This window comes from Schleiferilactobacillus harbinensis, from assembly GCF_008694105.1.
Classification (GTDB): domain Bacteria; phylum Bacillota; class Bacilli; order Lactobacillales; family Lactobacillaceae; genus Schleiferilactobacillus; species Schleiferilactobacillus harbinensis.
The window spans coordinates 462,245-478,525 of record NZ_CP041364.1 but is presented as its reverse complement, the minus strand read 5'-3'; the positions used below and the strand labels follow the sequence as shown (position 1 = coordinate 478,525).

Sequence of the window (16,281 nt, the reverse complement as noted above, 5' to 3'; positions counted from 1 at the left end):
ATGACCAGCCAAGACTTAATGATCAAAAACGCCCATGTCGTCGGACCGGAAACTTTCAATGGTGATATTCGCATTCAAAATGGCCGAATCACCGCCATCGGCACGGATCTGCCAGCGGCCGCTGGCACACCCGTTTATGATGCTGCTGGCCGTACCGTACTGCCCGGCTTAGTCGATGTGCATGTCCACTTCCGCGATCCCGGCCAAACGGCTAAAGAAACCATCGCCACCGGTAGCAAAGCCGCGGCCCATGGCGGCTTCACCACCGTGGTCGCCATGCCCAACGTGACCCCGGTGCCGGATAACGCCGCCGACCTCGCCGCGCTGTTGGCTAAAAATAAGCAGGCCGGAGTCGTCCACGTCCATCAATGGGCCCCGATCACGGATGCCCTGCGCAGCGACCGCTTGGTGGATTTTGAGCAGTTCAAAAAAATGGGTGTGCTCGGTTTTTCTAATGACGGCGTCGGCGTGCAGCATGCCGCCACGATGATGGCCGCCATGGCTGGCGTCCACGCCGCCGGAGCGCCGCTGGCCGCCCACATCGAGGATGAAAGCCTGCGGGGGGATGGCGTAATGAATGCTGGGCCTGTCGCCGATAAACTCGGACTGCCCGGTATGTCTAACCAGACTGAATCCAGTCAGCTCGCCCGGGACCTAGACCTCGCCGCCGCGACTGGCGTGCACTACCATGCCTGTCACATTTCGACTCGCCAAAGTGTTGACCTGATTCGCCAAGCCAAGGCGGCCGGCGTGCATGTCACGGCAGAAGTCACGCCCCACCACTTATTATTGGAAGATACCGACATCACCGGGGATGATCCGAATTTCAAAATGAATCCGCCACTGCGCAGCCACGCTGACCGGCAGGCCGTCGTCCAAGGGCTGCTGGACGGTACCCTGGATATGGTCGCCACGGATCACGCGCCCCATACCCTGGCGGATAAAGGCGGCACAATGAGAACTGCCGCCTTCGGGATCGTTGGTCTGGAAACCGCCTTTGCCTTGCTCTACACCCGCTTCGTGCGCAGCGACCGGATGAGTCTGCCGGAGCTGGTGGCGCGCATGAGCACCATTCCGGCTGCCGCGTTTAATCTGCCCGCCGGCCACATCCAAATCGGTGCGCCAGCGGACTTGACGATCATGGACTTAGATACGCCCTATCAAATCAACAGCAGCACCTGGTTCTCCAAGGGCGTCAATTCGCCTTTCATCGGCGAAACGGTTTACGGCCGCACCGAAGCCACCATCGTTGCCGGCCGCCTGGTTTATGATCAACAGAAAGAAGGTCACTAATTCAATGGCACGCGATTTAGTATTAGCCGACGGCACCGTATTCACCGGCGAAGCTCTAGGCGCCGACATCGAACACATCGGCGAATTGGTTTTCAATACCGGCATGAGCGGGTACCAAGAGACCCTCACGGACCAGAGCTACAACGGCCAGATCATCGTCTTCACGTATCCCCTGATCGGCAACGCCGGCATCAACCGGGATGACTTCGAAACCATCACCCCCACCGTCCAAGGCGTTGTCGTCCGGGAGGCCGCCACAGTCACCGGTAACTGGCGGTCAGAAATGACCCTGGATGAGTATTTGAAAGAAGTCGGCGTTCCTGGCATTCAGGGCGTGGATACCCGCGCGCTGACCAAGAAGATCCGGACTGCCGGCACCATGAAGGCCATGCTGGTGGACCACGCCGACAGCGCGGCCCTGGCCCGTTTGCAAACCACCCAGCTGCCCACCAACCAAGTCAGCACCAGCGCGACCCCGATGCCCTTCCCCGTACCCGGCACCGGCAAGAAAGTGGTCGTTGTAGACTTCGGGTTCAAGCAAAGTATTCTGCGGGAACTGACCAAACGCGATTGCAACGTCATCGTCGTACCGCCCACCACCACCGCCGCCCAGATCGCGCACCTGGATCCCGACGGCGTGATGCTGTCCAACGGTCCAGGCGATCCCAAGAGCGTCGACTACGCCCTGCCGATGATTCGCGAGATTGAACAAAAAATGCCGCTCTTCGGTATTTGTCTCGGTCACCAGCTCTTTGCCCTGGCCAACGGCGCCGATACCTTCAAAATGAAATTCGGTCACCGCGGATTCAACCATCCAGTGCGGGAAATTGCCACCGGCCGGATCGATTTCACCAGTCAGAACCACGGCTACGCGGTGTCACCAGACTCCATTGACCAAACTCGGCTGCTGATCACCCACGAAGAAATCAACGACCACACGGTGGAAGGACTGCGGCACAAAGAATACGCCGCCTTTTCTGTCCAATTCCACCCGGATGCCAACCCTGGCCCCCATGATGCCAACCATCTCTTCGATGACTTCATGGATATGATGACCACATTCCAGCAGCAAAGAAAGGAAGTCGCCACCCATGCCTAAACGGCAAGATATTCACAAGATTCTCGTCATTGGTTCCGGCCCAATCATCATCGGCCAGGCCGCCGAGTTCGACTACTCCGGCACCCAAGCCTGTCTTGCCCTGCGGGAAGAAGGTTACGAAGTCCTGCTGGTCAACTCCAATCCGGCCACGATCATGACGGATAAAGAAATCGCCGATCAAGTTTATATCGAACCGTTGACCGTGGAATTTCTATCGCGCATCCTGCGCAAAGAATTACCCGATGCGATCCTGCCCACCCTGGGCGGCCAAATTGGTCTGAATCTGGCCATGGAATTATCGAAAACCGGCATTCTGGATGCCCTGCACATCGAACTGCTGGGCACCAAACTCTCCGCCATTGATCAAGCCGAAGATCGCGAGAAATTCAAAGAATTGATGCAAAACCTGGGCGAACCGATCCCCGAATCCCACATTGCGACTACTATGGACGAATCCTATCAGGTCGCCCACCAAATCGGTTATCCCGTCATCATCCGTCCCGCCTTCACCATGGGCGGTACCGGCGGGGGCATTGCCCATAACGATGAGGAACTGGCAACGATCGCCGAAAACGGCCTGAGTCTGAGCCCCGTGACCCAAATTTTGATCGAACAATCCATCGCCGGCTTCAAGGAAATCGAATTCGAAGTGATGCGCGACGCGGCCGATAACGCCATGGTCGTGTGCAACATGGAAAACTTCGACCCGGTGGGTGTGCATACCGGCGATTCCGTCGTTTTCGCCCCGGTGCAGACGCTGACCGATAAGGAAGTCCAAATGCTGCGGGATGCCTCGCTGCGCATCATCCGGGCCCTCAAAATCGAGGGCGGCTGCAACGTGCAGCTGGCACTGGACCCGAATTCTTTCCAATACTACATCATTGAAGTTAATCCCCGGGTGTCCCGTTCCAGTGCCTTGGCCTCCAAGGCCACCGGCTATCCCATTGCCAAAATGGCGGCTAAAATCGCCGTCGGTTTGCACTTGGACGAAATCAAGAACCCCATCACCCAATCCACTTATGCTGAATTCGAACCGATGCTGGACTACGTCGTCTGCAAGATTCCCCGCTTCCCGTTTGATAAATTCGAAAACGGCGACCGCACCCTCGGCACCCAGATGAAAGCCACCGGCGAAGTGATGGCCATTGGCCGCAACGTGGAAGAAAGCCTGCTGAAAGCCACCCGCTCCCTGGAAGTCAGTGCGATCCATCTATATCGCGAAAAATACCGGCACATTAGTGAACAGGATCTGTCAGACCATCTCATCACCCCGACAGACGAACGGCTTTTCTATCTGGCCGAAGCCTTCCGGCGGGATTACAGCGTCCCGGAAGTGGCTGAACTGTCCCACATCAACCCGTTCTTTCTGGCCAAAATCCAACATATCGTCCAACTGGAAAGTGATCTGCGCGACCATGTCCAGGATGTCCAAGTGCTGCACCAGGCCAAGCGCAACGGCTTTGCGGATGAAACTATCGCCCAGTTATGGCATACGGATATGGATACTGTACGTCAGCTGCGGGTGACCAACAAAATGCTGCCGGTATACAAAATGGTCGACACATGTGCTGGCGAATTTGCTTCCACAACGCCGTATTTCTACAGTACCTATGAACAGGAAACCGAAAGCAGCCGCAGCGCCCAGCCCAGTATTCTGGTCATCGGCAGCGGTCCAATTCGAATCGGCCAAGGCGTGGAATTCGATTACGCCACCGTCCACTCCGTCAAGGCTATTCAGCGCGCCGGTTACGAAGCAATCATCATGAACAGCAACCCCGAGACCGTATCGACCGACTTTTCAATTTCTGATAAGCTCTACTTTGAACCCTTGACCCTGGAGGATGTGCTGAACGTCATTGATGTCGAAAAGCCCCTGGGCGTCATCGTTCAATTCGGCGGGCAAACAGCAATCAATCTGGCTGAACCGCTGGCTGCCCATGGCGTTAAGATCCTCGGCACGCAAGTGGCTGACTTGAACCGGGCTGAAGACCGTGATCTCTTCGATGCGGTCATCAAGAAACTGGAAATCCCCCAACCGGTGGGCGGCACTGCCACCACCAAGGATGAAGCGTTGGCTGTCGCGGAACGGGTCAGCTACCCCGTCCTGGTCCGACCCTCCTACGTGCTGGGCGGCCGGGCGATGGAGATCGTCCACGACGCTGGCGAACTGGCTCACTACATTGATGAGGCCGTCGCCGTTTCCCACGATCACCCCGTCCTGGTGGATCAATATCTGGTCGGTCGGGAATGCGAAGTCGACGCCCTGTGCGACGGCGACCATGTCGTGATTCCCGGAATCATGGAACACATCGAACGTGCCGGAGTCCATTCCGGCGATTCCATGGCCGTATACCCCAGCCAGCATTTCGATCAGCATATTATTGACCAGATCACCACCTACACGACGGAGCTCGCTCGGTCGCTGAAGTGCATCGGTATCATGAATGTGCAATTCATTGTCCATGATCATCAGGTTTATGTCATCGAAGTCAACCCCCGGGCCAGCCGGACCGTTCCCTTCCTCAGCAAAGTGACGAATATTGCCATGGCCCAAGTCGCCACCCGGGCCATTCTCGGTCAGTCACTCATTGACCAAGGATACACGCCAGGTTTGCAGCCGCACCACGGCGAAATCCACGTCAAGGCACCCGTCTTCAGCTTTAATAAGCTGAACCATGTCGACAGCCTGCTCGGACCGGAAATGAAGTCCACCGGCGAAGTCATGGGCAGCGACACAACACTGGCTAAAGCACTGTACAAAGCCTTCGAAGCCAGCCACACCCACCTCCCCGCCTTTGGTACGGTATTGCTGACCGTTAAAGACAGCGATAAGGCAGAAGTCATCAAACTGGCCCACCATTTCCACGAAGTCGGTTACCAGATTGCCGCCACGACCGGCACCGCAAAAGTGCTGAAAGAAGCCGGCATCCGGGTGATCCCAATGGCTAAAGTGTCTGAACCAAAGAGTGAAAAAAATGCCCGGGCAGACGCCGGCAAAGTACCGGATGACATTCTGGACGCCATTGCCGCGCATCGCCTGCAACTGGTGATCAACACCATGACCCTGGACCGCACAAGTACCAGCGACGGCTTCCGCATCCGCGAGACCGCCATCCAACATGGCGTCCCCCTGATGACCAGTCTGGACACCGCTGGTGCCATTCTGAAGGTCCTGGAGGCCCAAAGCTTTGCCACCCAGCCAATCTAACAGCTTGTTTGTTAAACACGTCTCCTGCGCTCGCAGGGGACTTTTTTGGCGCAAAAAAAGGCCCTCCGATTACACGCGGAGGACCGTCTGTCTATTCTCTCTGGGGAGGGAAAATATTAGGGAAATTGCATTGCGCCAGGCTAGGGGTCCTGGCACGATTAAATATAGCACCATGTGGACTTTATGTCTATACCCTAATTAGATTTTCGCTAAAAAATGTCGCCCTTCCGCTTAATTACGCGACGCCTGATGCCCCGGCCAGACCAGCAGCCCAAGCGCTGCCGCCCCGATCAGTACGAAAACAATCGTCGCCAGCCAGTTGCCGTTAGCCCCCATGGCAAACGCCAAGGTAGCAAACAAGCCCGTTACCGTTAGGATAATACCGGACTGTTGGAGCTTGGTGAGGGTGTGGAAAGTATCTTTGAAGCCCGCCGCGAGCAGCAGCGCACCGGCGAATGAAGCGAGACCGAAGATGATGTGGCCGATGATTAAGGGGTTGAGCATGTGGAGGTCCTCCTTTGAATGGAAAATGCAAGTTGTAGTGGAAACGCTGACTGTAATTATAAAGGATAAACCATACCGATGCAACGCCAAGCGTCTGTTGGGTATGTTTATGCTATATTACTGCTCTTACTGACTACCAGTATACCTTTGATTTGCTGCAGATCGCTCCCCAGGTCCGCAGCAAATAACGTGCAGCCGTGGCGGAAGCTAAATCATAAAGTCATACCATTGCCGCTGTTCTACATTTTTTCAGCGGTATTGGTATCGTTTCCTTTTTCGTGAGATAATCACCTTATCCGATAGGAGATGATTTAGATGGACAATCAGTTGAACATACATTTTGAGGTTGATGGCGAGCGCGCATTCAAAATTGCAGTTTTGCGTGCGCTTGAAACCGTTGACTTAGGTTCAACGGAGCAAAACCTGATTAGCGCAAAGCCGGAAGAATTTGGTGATTTAGCTGCCAAGCTGTACACAGCAAAATTTGCCGAAACACTTGCTCCTTTAATCAAGGAAGAAGTCACCAATTCGCTCTATGCCAACATTGACCATCAAGTCGCTAAGCATGTGGGGTTTGATTCAACGACTTATCAGTTTTAGTAACGGCCTTTCCCGTGATTAACTGGCGAATTTTCATCGTGTGTTTTACAGTCGCCTAATTAGCTTGAACTGCCATTTCAATAATTAAAGCAGATTAACTCAGCAACCCTTTACCAGAGTTCTGAGATAATCTGCCTTTTCATGCGCCAATAATCCGGCGAATCGTCTTGAGGACCTTGCTGCAAGCCGTATCAGCACATTTTTGACTGTGGACTACGATCCGTTTTCTGTGCAAGATTTGTGCACAGTCATCGTAATTCGATCAAATCCAGACAAAAACAAAACCCCCGAAACGCCGGTATAAAGGCATTTCAGGGGTTCAAGTAAACTCAGTTCGAGTCAATTACGGAGAGCGAGGGATTCGAACCCTCGATACAGGTTAATGCCCGTATACATGATTTCCAATCATGCTCCTTCGGCCTCTCGGACAGCTCTCCAAGTCGAAAGTTTGATGCACGATCTACTCGTCCCATCAACTCCGGTTGTCAGACTCGAACTGACGACATCTTGATTAACAGTCAAGCGCTCTACCAACTGAGCTAAACCGGAATAAAAAAATAAGAACAGCAGCGTCCTACCCTCGCAGGCAGTTTCCCACCAACTACTATCGGCGCTGAGAAGCTTGACTTCTGTGTTCGGCATGGGAACAGGTAGTTCCTTCTCGCTATCGCCACTGTACTTAAATTTGAGAGTTTGTTCTCTCAAAACTGGACATCATGAAGTTCTTTCTTCGAATCACCAATGTGACTCTTTGAGGTGCGTACCTTCCGGTACGCTCTTGGTTAAGTCCTCGACCGATTAGTACTGGTCCGCTCCACCCCTCACGGGGCTGCTACTCCCAGCCTATCTACCTGATCATCTCTCAGGGGTCTTACTTCCTTAAAGGAATGGGAAATCTCATCTCGAAGGGGGCTTCACACTTAGATGCTTTCAGCGCTTATCCCTGCCATACATAGCTACCCAGCTCTGCGCCTGGCGGCACAACTGGTACACCAGCGGTATGTCCACCCCGGTCCTCTCGTACTAAGGGCAGCTCTTCTCAAATTTCCTACGCCCGCGACGGATAGGGACCGAACTGTCTCACGACGTTCTGAACCCAGCTCGCGTACCGCTTTAATGGGCGAACAGCCCAACCCTTGGGACCAACTTCAGCCCCAGGATGCGATGAGCCGACATCGAGGTGCCAAACCTCCCCGTCGATGTGGACTCTTGGGGGAGATAAGCCTGTTATCCCCAGGGTAGCTTTTGTCCGTTGAGCGATGGCCTTTCCATACAGAACCACCGGATCACTAAGCCCGACTTTCGTCCCTGCTCGACCTGTCTGTCTCGCAGTCAAGCTCCCTTATGCCTTTACACTCTGTGAATGATTTCCAACCATTCTGAGGGAACCTTTGGGCGCCTCCGTTACACTTTAGGAGGCGACCGCCCCAGTCAAACTGCCTGCCTGACACTGTCTCCCGCCACGCTGAGTGGCGCGGGTTAGAGTGGCCGCACTGCAAGGGTAGTATCCCACCAATGCCTCCATCGAGACTAGCGTCCCGGTTTCTACGGCTCCTACCTATCCTGTACATGCGGTACAGACACTCAATATCAAGCTACAGTAAAGCTCCATGGGGTCTTTCCGTCCTGTCGCGGGTAACCCGCATCTTCACGGGTAATATAATTTCACCGAGTCCCTCGTTGAGACAGTGCCCAAATCATTACACCTTTCGTGCGGGTCGGAACTTACCCGACAAGGAATTTCGCTACCTTAGGACCGTTATAGTTACGGCCGCCGTTTACTGGGGCTTCAATTCTCTGCTTCGCTTACGCTAACAGATCCTCTTAACCTTCCAGCACCGGGCAGGTGTCAGCCCCTATACGTCATCTTTCGATTTAGCAGAGACCTGTGTTTTTGATAAACAGTTGTTTGGGCCTATTCACTGCGGCTGACCTTCCGGTCAGCACCCCTTCTTCCGAAGTTACGGGGTTATTTTGCCGAGTTCCTTAACGAGGGTTCTCTCGCGCGCCTGAGGATACTCTCCTCGACTACCTGTGTCGGTTTGCGGTACGGGCGATCTGTTACTCACTAGAAACTTTTCTCGGCAGTGTGACATCAGGTGCTTCGCTACTTAATTTCGCTCCCCATCACACCTTGTCCTTAGGAACAAGCATTTGACTCGCTCCCAGACTCAGTGCTTGGACACGCTTTTCCAGCTGCGTGCTCACCTTAGCCTCCTGCGTCCTTCCTTCGCTCAAACATAACAGATCGGTACAGGAATCTCCACCTGTTGGCCATCGATTACGCCTTTCGGCCTCATCTTAGGTCCCGACTAACCCTGGGCGGACGAACCTTCCCCAGGAAACCTTAGTCTTGCGGCGGGCAGGATTCTCACCTGCCTTTTCGTTACTCATGCCGGCATTCTCACTTCTAAGCGCTCCAGCAGTCTTCACAGTCTGCCTTCACCGCCCTTAGAACGCTCTCCTATCGCACGACCTTGCGGTCGCACCCACAGTTTCGGTACCATGCTTAGCCCCGGTACATTTTCGGCGCAGAGTCACTCGACTAGTGAGCTATTACGCACTCTTTAAATGGTGGCTGCTTCTGAGCCAACATCCTAGTTGTCTGTGCAACTTCACATCCTTTTCCACTTAGCATGGATTTAGGGACCTTAACTGGTGATCTGGGCTGTTCCCCTTTCGACTACGGATCTTATCACTCGCAGTCTGACTCCCGGAAACAAATATCTGGCATTCGGAGTTTATCTGCATTCAGTATCCCGAGACGGGACCATCATCCAAACAGTGCTCTACCTCCAGTATCCGCTTTTCCGAGGCTAGCCCTAAAGCTATTTCGGAGAGAACCAGCTATCTCCAAGTTCGATTGGAATTTCACCGCTACCCACAACTCATCCCCTCATTTTTCAACATAAGTGGGTTCGGTCCTCCAGTGCGTTTTACCGCACCTTCAACCTGGTCATGGGTAGGTCACTTGGTTTCGGGTCTACATCAGCTAACTCACTCGCCCTATTCAGACTCGCTTTCGCTCCGGCTCCGGCTTTTCTGCCTTAACCTCGCTAGCTAACGTAACTCGCCGGTTCATTCTACAAAAGGCACGCCATTACCCATTAACGGGCTTTGACTACTTGTAGGCACACGGTTTCAGGTACTGTTTCACTCCCCTTCCGGGGTGCTTTTCACCTTTCCCTCACGGTACTGGTTCGCTATCGGTCACTAGGGAGTATTTAGCCTTGGGAGATGGTCCTCCCAGATTCCGACGGAATTTCACGTGTTCCGCCGTACTCAGGATCCCGATTGGAGAGAAGCAACTTTCGGCTACGGGGCTGTCACCCGCTCTGGCCGGCCTTCCCAGGCCGTTCGCCTAATTCCTTCTTTTATCACTCACTACATCGGTCCTACAACCCCAGCATGCAAGCACGCTGGTTTGGGCTCTTTCCTGTTCGCTCGCCGCTACTTGGGAAATCGAAATTTCTTTCTCTTCCTGTGGCTACTGAGATGTTTCAGTTCACCACGTCTGCCGATCAGCCGCTATGTATTCACGACTGATCAACCACCTTCTCAGATGGCTGGGTTCCCCCATTCGGAAATCTTCGGATCAAAGCTTACGTGCAGCTCCCCGAAGCATATCGGTGTTTGTCCCGTCCTTCATCGGCTCCTAGTGCCAAGGCATCCGCCGTGCGCCCTTCTTCACTTAACCTAAGTGAAACGCTGTAAACAGCGCTTGATTCGGCGGACTCAGTCCGCCTGAACTCAAAAAAATCACAGTGGTGTTTCTCGGTGTGGTCAGCTCTGACAAGCTGACCTTCACTTCATGATATCCAGTTTTCAAAGAACAAATTTAGTCAATCATTGGCCTGACGGCCAATGGAGGTTAACGGGATCGAACCGATGACCTCCTGCGTGCAAAGCAGGCGCTCTCCCATCTGAGCTAAACCCCCGATAGTGCGATGGGCCTAAATGGACTTGAACCATCGACCTCACGCTTATCAGGCGTGCGCTCTAACCAGCTGAGCTATAGGCCCGATCTGCGTGCACTGACTGTTTGAGAGGCAGGCCTCTCAAAACTGAACAAAGTTTTGACTGTATCGGTTTCCGTTGCCTGTGACCGGGGGTCACAGGACTTTTTCCTTAGAAAGGAGGTGATCCAGCCGCAGGTTCTCCTACGGCTACCTTGTTACGACTTCACCCTAATCATTTGTCCCACCTTAGACGGCTGACTCCTTGCGGTTGTCTCACCGGCTTTGGGTGTTACAAACTCTCATGGTGTGACGGGCGGTGTGTACAAGGCCCGGGAACGTATTCACCGCGGCGTGCTGATCCGCGATTACTAGCGATTCCAGCTTCATGCAGGCGAGTTGCAGCCTGCAATCCGAACTGAGGATGGTTTTTAGAGATTCGCTTGACCTCGCGGTCTCGCTGCTCGTTGTACCACCCATTGTAGCACGTGTGTAGCCCAGGTCATAAGGGGCATGATGATTTGACGTCATCCCCGCCTTCCTCCGGTTTGTCACCGGCAGTCTGACCAGAGTGCCCAACTGAATGCTGGCAACTGATCATAAGGGTTGCGCTCGTTGCGGGACTTAACCCAACATCTCACGACACGAGCTGACGACAACCATGCACCACCTGTCATTCTGTCCCCGAAGGGAACAGCTGATCTCTCAGCCTGGCAGAAGATGTCAAGACCTGGTAAGGTTCTTCGCGTTGCTTCGAATTAAACCACATGCTCCACCGCTTGTGCGGGCCCCCGTCAATTCCTTTGAGTTTCAACCTTGCGGTCGTACTCCCCAGGCGGAATACTTAATGCGTTAGCTGCAGCACTGAAGGGCGGAAACCCTCCAACACTTAGTATTCATCGTTTACGGCGTGGACTACCAGGGTATCTAATCCTGTTTGCTACCCACGCTTTCGAGCCTCAGCGTCAGTTACAGACCAGAGAGCCGCCTTCGCCACTGGTGTTCTTCCATATATCTACGCATTTCACCGCTACACATGGAGTTCCACTCTCCTCTTCTGCACTCAAGTCTCCCAGTTTCCGATGCCCTTCTTCGGTTAAGCCGAAGGCTTTCACATCAGACTTAAAAGACCGCCTGCACTCGCTTTACGCCCAATAAATCCGGACAACGCTTGCCACCTACGTATTACCGCGGCTGCTGGCACGTAGTTAGCCGTGACTTTCTGATTGAATACCGTCACTGCATGACCAGTTACTGTCATACACGTTCTTCTTCAATAACAGAGTTTTACGACCCGAAAGCCTTCTTCACTCACGCGGCGTTGCTCCATCAGACTTGCGTCCATTGTGGAAGATTCCCTACTGCTGCCTCCCGTAGGAGTTTGGGCCGTGTCTCAGTCCCAATGTGGCCGATTACCCTCTCAGGTCGGCTACGTATCATTGCTTTGGTAGGCCGTTACCCCACCAACTGGCTAATACGCCGCGGGTCCATCCTTCAGTGATAGCTTGCGCCATCTTTTACCCGAAGACCATGCGGTCTCCGTGGTTATACGGTATTAGCATCTGTTTCCAAATGTTATCCCCTGCTGAAGGGCAGGTTACCCACGTGTTACTCACCCGTCCGCCACTCGGTTTGATCGGTAATTGGTGATGCAAGCACCACCGCAAACTGACCAAACCTCGTTCGACTTGCATGTATTAGGCACGCCGCCAGCGTTCGTCCTGAGCCAGGATCAAACTCTCATTTAAAAGTTTGCGGCTCAATAAATTTACTTGCTTGCGAAATTGACATTCGCAAATGTTGCCTCAGCCGAAGCTGAGTACCGATACATTTGCGGGATTGCTTATCTTCCCGAAGGAAGATATGTGATCCGTTCGTCAAAACTTTGTTCAGTTTTCAAAGGCCTGCGCTGTAAAAAACAGCTTAATTACTATATCATGCACACACTCGAATGTCAACATCTAATTTTTTAATTAATCGTTGCCATCCGCGTCCTGACGCACTTTCGTCGCTGTCGCTCATCACGACAACGAATAATATCTTATCAGCCCAGTCCCGCTTCGTCAACACCCTTTTTACAAGAATATGATATGCGGTTTCTGTAAATATGAACGATCTGAGTTTTTTGTTTTCTATCGTTTGTTTGTAGCAACCATCAACCGAATATCAAGCGGCGTGTTCCCGTCGATTTCCAATAAACACTGAACAACGATTAATTCAAAAAAGATAAAAACAATTGTTGCCACGCCTTGCAGTCGAAAAAAGGCACCGGCTATTAAAGCCGGCGCCTCGTACACTACTCTGCTTTCTTCTCTGACCGCTTCTTCTGGCAGTCCTTGCAAATCCCATAGACTTCGATCCGGTGACTAGTCACAGCGAAGTCTGTAGCGTTCTCGGTGATCGTATCGATCTCGTTCAATCCAGGATAGTACATATCGAAGATTTTGCCGCATACCTGACAAATAGCGTGGTAATGGGCTGTCTCGACAAAGTCGAAATGGGACGAACTATCACCATAAGACAACTCTTGGATCAGCCCCAACCCAGTCAGGGTACGCAAATTGTTGTATACGGTCGCGATACTCATATTGGGAAAGCGGCTGCCCAGATGATGGTAAATATCATCGGCGGTCGGATGGGAATCGGTACCCATGAGGAAGCCTAAGATCGCTTCCCGCTGCGGGGTCACCCGCGCATGGGATTTTTTCAACAACGCACTGGGACTGAGTGTCTCTGTGGCCATAGCCCTCATCCTTTCTAAAACTACTTACTGCTGGAACTGCTGCTCATACTCCACGAAGCCGAGCTCTTGGCGTCGGCACTGCTGCTGCTCGCCGAACTGCTGGCCGCGGAGGATTCACTGGCTGCGTCATCGGTCGAACTGCTGCTGGCTGCGGCGCCATCGGCGGTTTCGCTGTAGTTGCTGCTGCTCTTCAACTCTGGCGCGTTCGTCTTGTACTTGTCCATCGTTGATTTGTCATTATTCTTCTGGAAGAGACTTGTGGGCGATTCCTTCTGCAATTTCTTCAGCAGCGCATCCCCCTTACTCTTCTTGTAATTATAGTCGCTCTTGTCCACTTTTTTAAACCAGCTGGGCTTATAGAAACGCAGCAAATCACCAGTGATGACCTTATCTGACAAAGACAGCTCAGTTTGAACATGGTTGTTGATCTTGCCAATCTCTTCCTTCTGGGCATCGGTCAGTTTCAAAGCTTTCCCCGTGTTGGTGTCATAATACGTGGACCCGACTTTGGTGTACTTCGGTGTCACGAAGTCCCCATTACGGAAAGGCACGATCTGGTTGCGATTAGTGGCCAGCAGATCCTGACCGAATTGCACCGTATCAGTGTTCGGTACCCCAGCCAAATCCAGAATCGTCGGCAGAGCATCGATTTCGCCACCGAAAGTGGTGTTGATACCGCCCTTGAGACCAGGCATTTGGATCATGAACGGTACACGCTGATACATCGCATTGTCATAGTTGTTGAAAGAGTCCTTGTTGGTCAGTTTGGCCATTGCTTTCTTATGGTTGGCCGAAATGCCGTAGTGGTCCCCATAAAAGACAACCATCGTGTTCTTTTCCATACCGCTGCTCTTCAGCCAGCTCATAAATTCCCCGATGGCTTGGTCCAGGTAATGGGCAGTCTGTACATAACCGTCCACAGTATTATCACCGGTATCAGTCTTGCTGATGGACTGATTCGCTTTATCCAACGGATAAGGATAGTGGTTGGTGACGGTGATCAGTTTGCTATAAAACGGCTGGGGCAGCTTCTCCAGATAGCTGGCCGACTCCAGCATGAAGATCTTGTCTTTCATCCCGTAGTTTTCCATGTAACTGGCTTTCTTGGGCAGATAATTCGTACTGAAGAAGAAATCGTATCCCCAAGACTTATAGGTGTTATCCCGATTCCAGAAAGACGGCACATCGCCATGGAACGCGGCAGTCGTATAGCCCTTCTGATCAAAGATCGCCGGAGCGGCCTGGAAGGTATTGGTCGTACCATATTGCACCATGGCAGGACCTTCCGGCAAACCGAACAGTGAATTTTCCATCATCATTTCAGCATCGGCAGTTTTGCCGGTCCCGACCTGGTGGAAGAAATTGGAGAAGGACAGCGTGTCATTGGCGTGATAGATCTTATTCAGGTTCGGGGTAACTTCCTGCCCATCCCATTTAAAGTCAATCAGAAACTGCTGGAACGACTCCAAGTGGATGACGATGATATTCTTACCCTTCGCCTTGCCGTAATACTCCGTGTTCGGCCCGACTCGGCTGGTCTTTAAGTATTTCAGCACACTCTTCATGTCCGAGCTGTCTGCCTTATTACGAACGGCACTGGTTTGCGCCGCCTTTACACTGTCGTATACCGTGTAGGCATTGAGCCCAAGATATTTAACAATGTAGTTATTATCAAAGGTCCGCGTGAGCAATCCGCTGCGGTCATTTTGGGCCATTGTCAGATTCAACCCGAACAAGGCTAAAGCAAAAGCCGTAACGGTTAAAGCATAGCGAATCTTCAACGGATGCACATCAATACGGATTACCTTGAATGCCAGCAGCAGAATCAGAATAGCCACATCTAGGAATAGCAGGAAATCCGACGCTTTGGTAATGCCGACAATACTGGTGCCTAAGTTGTTCGAAACCGCCCCGCTCCCTTTGATCAAGTTGATACCCAGAAAATCGGAAAACTCGCGGTAGTAAAGGGCATTAGCGAACAGCCACATAGACGTCAGCAGGTCGATCACGATCATCACAATGTAGGACTTGCGCCCTTTCATGTACAAGGCAATGCCGAACAGGAGGAGCGTGGTGGGCAGCGGGTTCAATACCAATAGCAGGTATTGCATACCGCCCTTGACGCCGAGATTGAATTTTGTCGTGTAGGCATACACTGTCTTGATCCAAAACAGCACGACTGCCAGCAGAAAGAAGCCCCACCGGGAATTAAAAAAACGACGTGTTGCGTGTAACGCATTTTTCATCAGATGTTCCTCCACGCTCGATATTTAAAGTAATGGTGCATAATCTTTACAGTCTGTTGAAATTGTACCTGAGTGAGCACTGATTGACAACGTATCTGCCCATCAGGTACACGAAGTTAAAGCATTTTTTAAGGGTCCGCGGGGGCGGGGGCCTTCCCTCTTAAACGGGCTTCGGCCGACAGAAGCTAGGGCGCCAGCCTCCCCCTAAACGGGCGAAATCGACCAGAAGCTAGGGGATAGTGTTGGGAAGGCAAAAACCCAAAACCGGGGTTTGTGCCTTCCCGACACTATCCCTACGCTTCTAACCGGTCGATTTCGCCCTCTGCATACAAAAAAACTGGAACGATGTGACGTGTCCCAGCTATTGTGCCCGTGGCTCGCCAACTTGTTTAGTCGTACAACAGGTCGTAGATTTCCATGGCGACAAGATCAATGTTATCGAATTGGAATGATTGGTGCGCGTCGAACTCTTCCAACATAAACGAATCGGAAGCGGGATCGTACGTCACGGCACACTTCTCGGTACCGTCAATCTCAAAGCGACGGGTCCGTTCTTCTTGGCCGTCTTCTTTGATCATGGCGTCCAGGCGATTAATGATCGCTACTAATTGTGAGCTTTCCATGCCCATGCC

General features: G+C 52.6%; 8 protein-coding genes, 4 tRNA genes and 3 rRNA genes. 4 read left to right on the top strand and 11 right to left on the bottom strand.

Annotated elements, in window-relative coordinates; translation table 11 throughout:
- Genes FMM01_RS02680 through carB form a run of 3 tightly spaced genes read left to right on the top strand, consistent with a single transcriptional unit; the run spans position 1 to position 5,600 of the window.
- The gene (locus FMM01_RS02680) at positions 1-1,293 is read left to right on the top strand and encodes a dihydroorotase (protein WP_150391599.1); all 1,293 of its coding nucleotides are present in this window, start codon (positions 1-3) and stop codon (positions 1,291-1,293) included.
- A gap of 4 nt (positions 1,294-1,297) precedes the next feature.
- On the top strand, positions 1,298-2,392 hold the full coding sequence (locus FMM01_RS02675) for a carbamoyl phosphate synthase small subunit (RefSeq protein ID WP_150391598.1): 1,095 nt from the start codon (positions 1,298-1,300) through the stop codon (positions 2,390-2,392).
- On the top strand, positions 2,385-5,600 hold the full coding sequence (carB, locus tag FMM01_RS02670) for a carbamoyl-phosphate synthase large subunit (RefSeq protein WP_150391597.1): 3,216 nt from the start codon (positions 2,385-2,387) through the stop codon (positions 5,598-5,600). Before FMM01_RS02675 ends, carB begins: the two co-directional genes overlap by 8 nt.
- A 231-nt stretch (positions 5,601-5,831) precedes the next feature.
- Here carB and FMM01_RS02665 read toward each other — a convergent pair whose 3' ends face one another.
- Complete coding sequence (locus tag FMM01_RS02665; RefSeq protein ID WP_027828981.1) at positions 5,832-6,104, bottom strand: hypothetical protein; 273 nt, start codon at positions 6,102-6,104, stop codon at positions 5,832-5,834.
- Positions 6,105-6,419: 315 nt separating this feature from the next.
- Here FMM01_RS02665 and FMM01_RS02660 point away from each other — a divergent pair, with 315 nt between their 5' ends.
- Entirely contained in the window at positions 6,420-6,704 is a 285-nt protein-coding gene (locus FMM01_RS02660; RefSeq protein WP_027828982.1) for a hypothetical protein, read from the top strand.
- Between the two features lie 346 nt (positions 6,705-7,050).
- On the opposite strand, the gene FMM01_RS02655 is transcribed toward FMM01_RS02660, so the two are convergent.
- The 10 genes from FMM01_RS02655 to FMM01_RS02610 all read right to left on the bottom strand — a co-directional run bounded on the left by FMM01_RS02655 (position 7,051) and on the right by FMM01_RS02610 (position 16,272).
- Positions 7,051-7,141, bottom strand: a tRNA-Ser gene (locus tag FMM01_RS02655).
- 39 nt (positions 7,142-7,180) lie between these two features.
- Positions 7,181-7,253, bottom strand: a tRNA-Asn gene (locus FMM01_RS02650).
- Between the two features lie 12 nt (positions 7,254-7,265).
- Positions 7,266-7,382 (bottom strand): 5S ribosomal RNA (gene rrf, locus FMM01_RS02645).
- Between the two features lie 100 nt (positions 7,383-7,482).
- Positions 7,483-10,401: ribosomal RNA gene (locus FMM01_RS02640) — 23S ribosomal RNA — on the bottom strand.
- Between the two features lie 168 nt (positions 10,402-10,569).
- Positions 10,570-10,642 (bottom strand) — tRNA-Ala (locus tag FMM01_RS02635).
- Positions 10,643-10,652: 10 nt separating this feature from the next.
- A tRNA-Ile gene (locus FMM01_RS02630) sits at positions 10,653-10,726 on the bottom strand.
- A gap of 110 nt (positions 10,727-10,836) precedes the next feature.
- Positions 10,837-12,408, bottom strand: a 16S ribosomal RNA gene (locus FMM01_RS02625).
- The 16S, 23S and 5S rRNA genes sit together here with 4 tRNA genes alongside, the layout of an rRNA operon.
- Positions 12,409-12,956: 548 nt before the next feature.
- Complete coding sequence (locus tag FMM01_RS02620) at positions 12,957-13,403, bottom strand: Fur family transcriptional regulator (RefSeq protein WP_150391596.1); 447 nt, start codon at positions 13,401-13,403, stop codon at positions 12,957-12,959.
- Between the two features lie 20 nt (positions 13,404-13,423).
- The gene (locus tag FMM01_RS02615) at positions 13,424-15,649 is read right to left on the bottom strand and encodes an LTA synthase family protein (protein ID WP_081674934.1); all 2,226 of its coding nucleotides are present in this window, start codon (positions 15,647-15,649) and stop codon (positions 13,424-13,426) included.
- A 389-nt stretch (positions 15,650-16,038) separates the two neighbouring features.
- The gene (locus FMM01_RS02610) at positions 16,039-16,272 is read right to left on the bottom strand and encodes a YkuJ family protein (protein ID WP_027829389.1); all 234 of its coding nucleotides are present in this window, start codon (positions 16,270-16,272) and stop codon (positions 16,039-16,041) included.
- Positions 16,273-16,281: the final 9 nt, after the last annotated feature.

Excerpts from the sequence above, each read along its gene's own strand:
- FMM01_RS02680 (WP_150391599.1), top strand. The coding sequence starts at position 1 with ATGACCAGCCAAGACTTAATGATCAAAAACGCCCATGTCGTCGGACCG.
- FMM01_RS02675 (WP_150391598.1), top strand. The coding sequence starts at position 1,298 with ATGGCACGCGATTTAGTATTAGCCGACGGCACCGTATTCACCGGCGAA.
- carB (WP_150391597.1), top strand. The coding sequence starts at position 2,385 with ATGCCTAAACGGCAAGATATTCACAAGATTCTCGTCATTGGTTCCGGC.
- FMM01_RS02665 (WP_027828981.1), bottom strand. The coding sequence starts at position 6,104 with ATGCTCAACCCCTTAATCATCGGCCACATCATCTTCGGTCTCGCTTCA.
- FMM01_RS02660 (WP_027828982.1), top strand. The coding sequence starts at position 6,420 with ATGGACAATCAGTTGAACATACATTTTGAGGTTGATGGCGAGCGCGCA.
- FMM01_RS02620 (WP_150391596.1), bottom strand. The coding sequence starts at position 13,403 with ATGGCCACAGAGACACTCAGTCCCAGTGCGTTGTTGAAAAAATCCCAT.
- FMM01_RS02615 (WP_081674934.1), bottom strand. The coding sequence starts at position 15,649 with ATGAAAAATGCGTTACACGCAACACGTCGTTTTTTTAATTCCCGGTGG.
- FMM01_RS02610 (WP_027829389.1), bottom strand. The coding sequence starts at position 16,272 with ATGGAAAGCTCACAATTAGTAGCGATCATTAATCGCCTGGACGCCATG.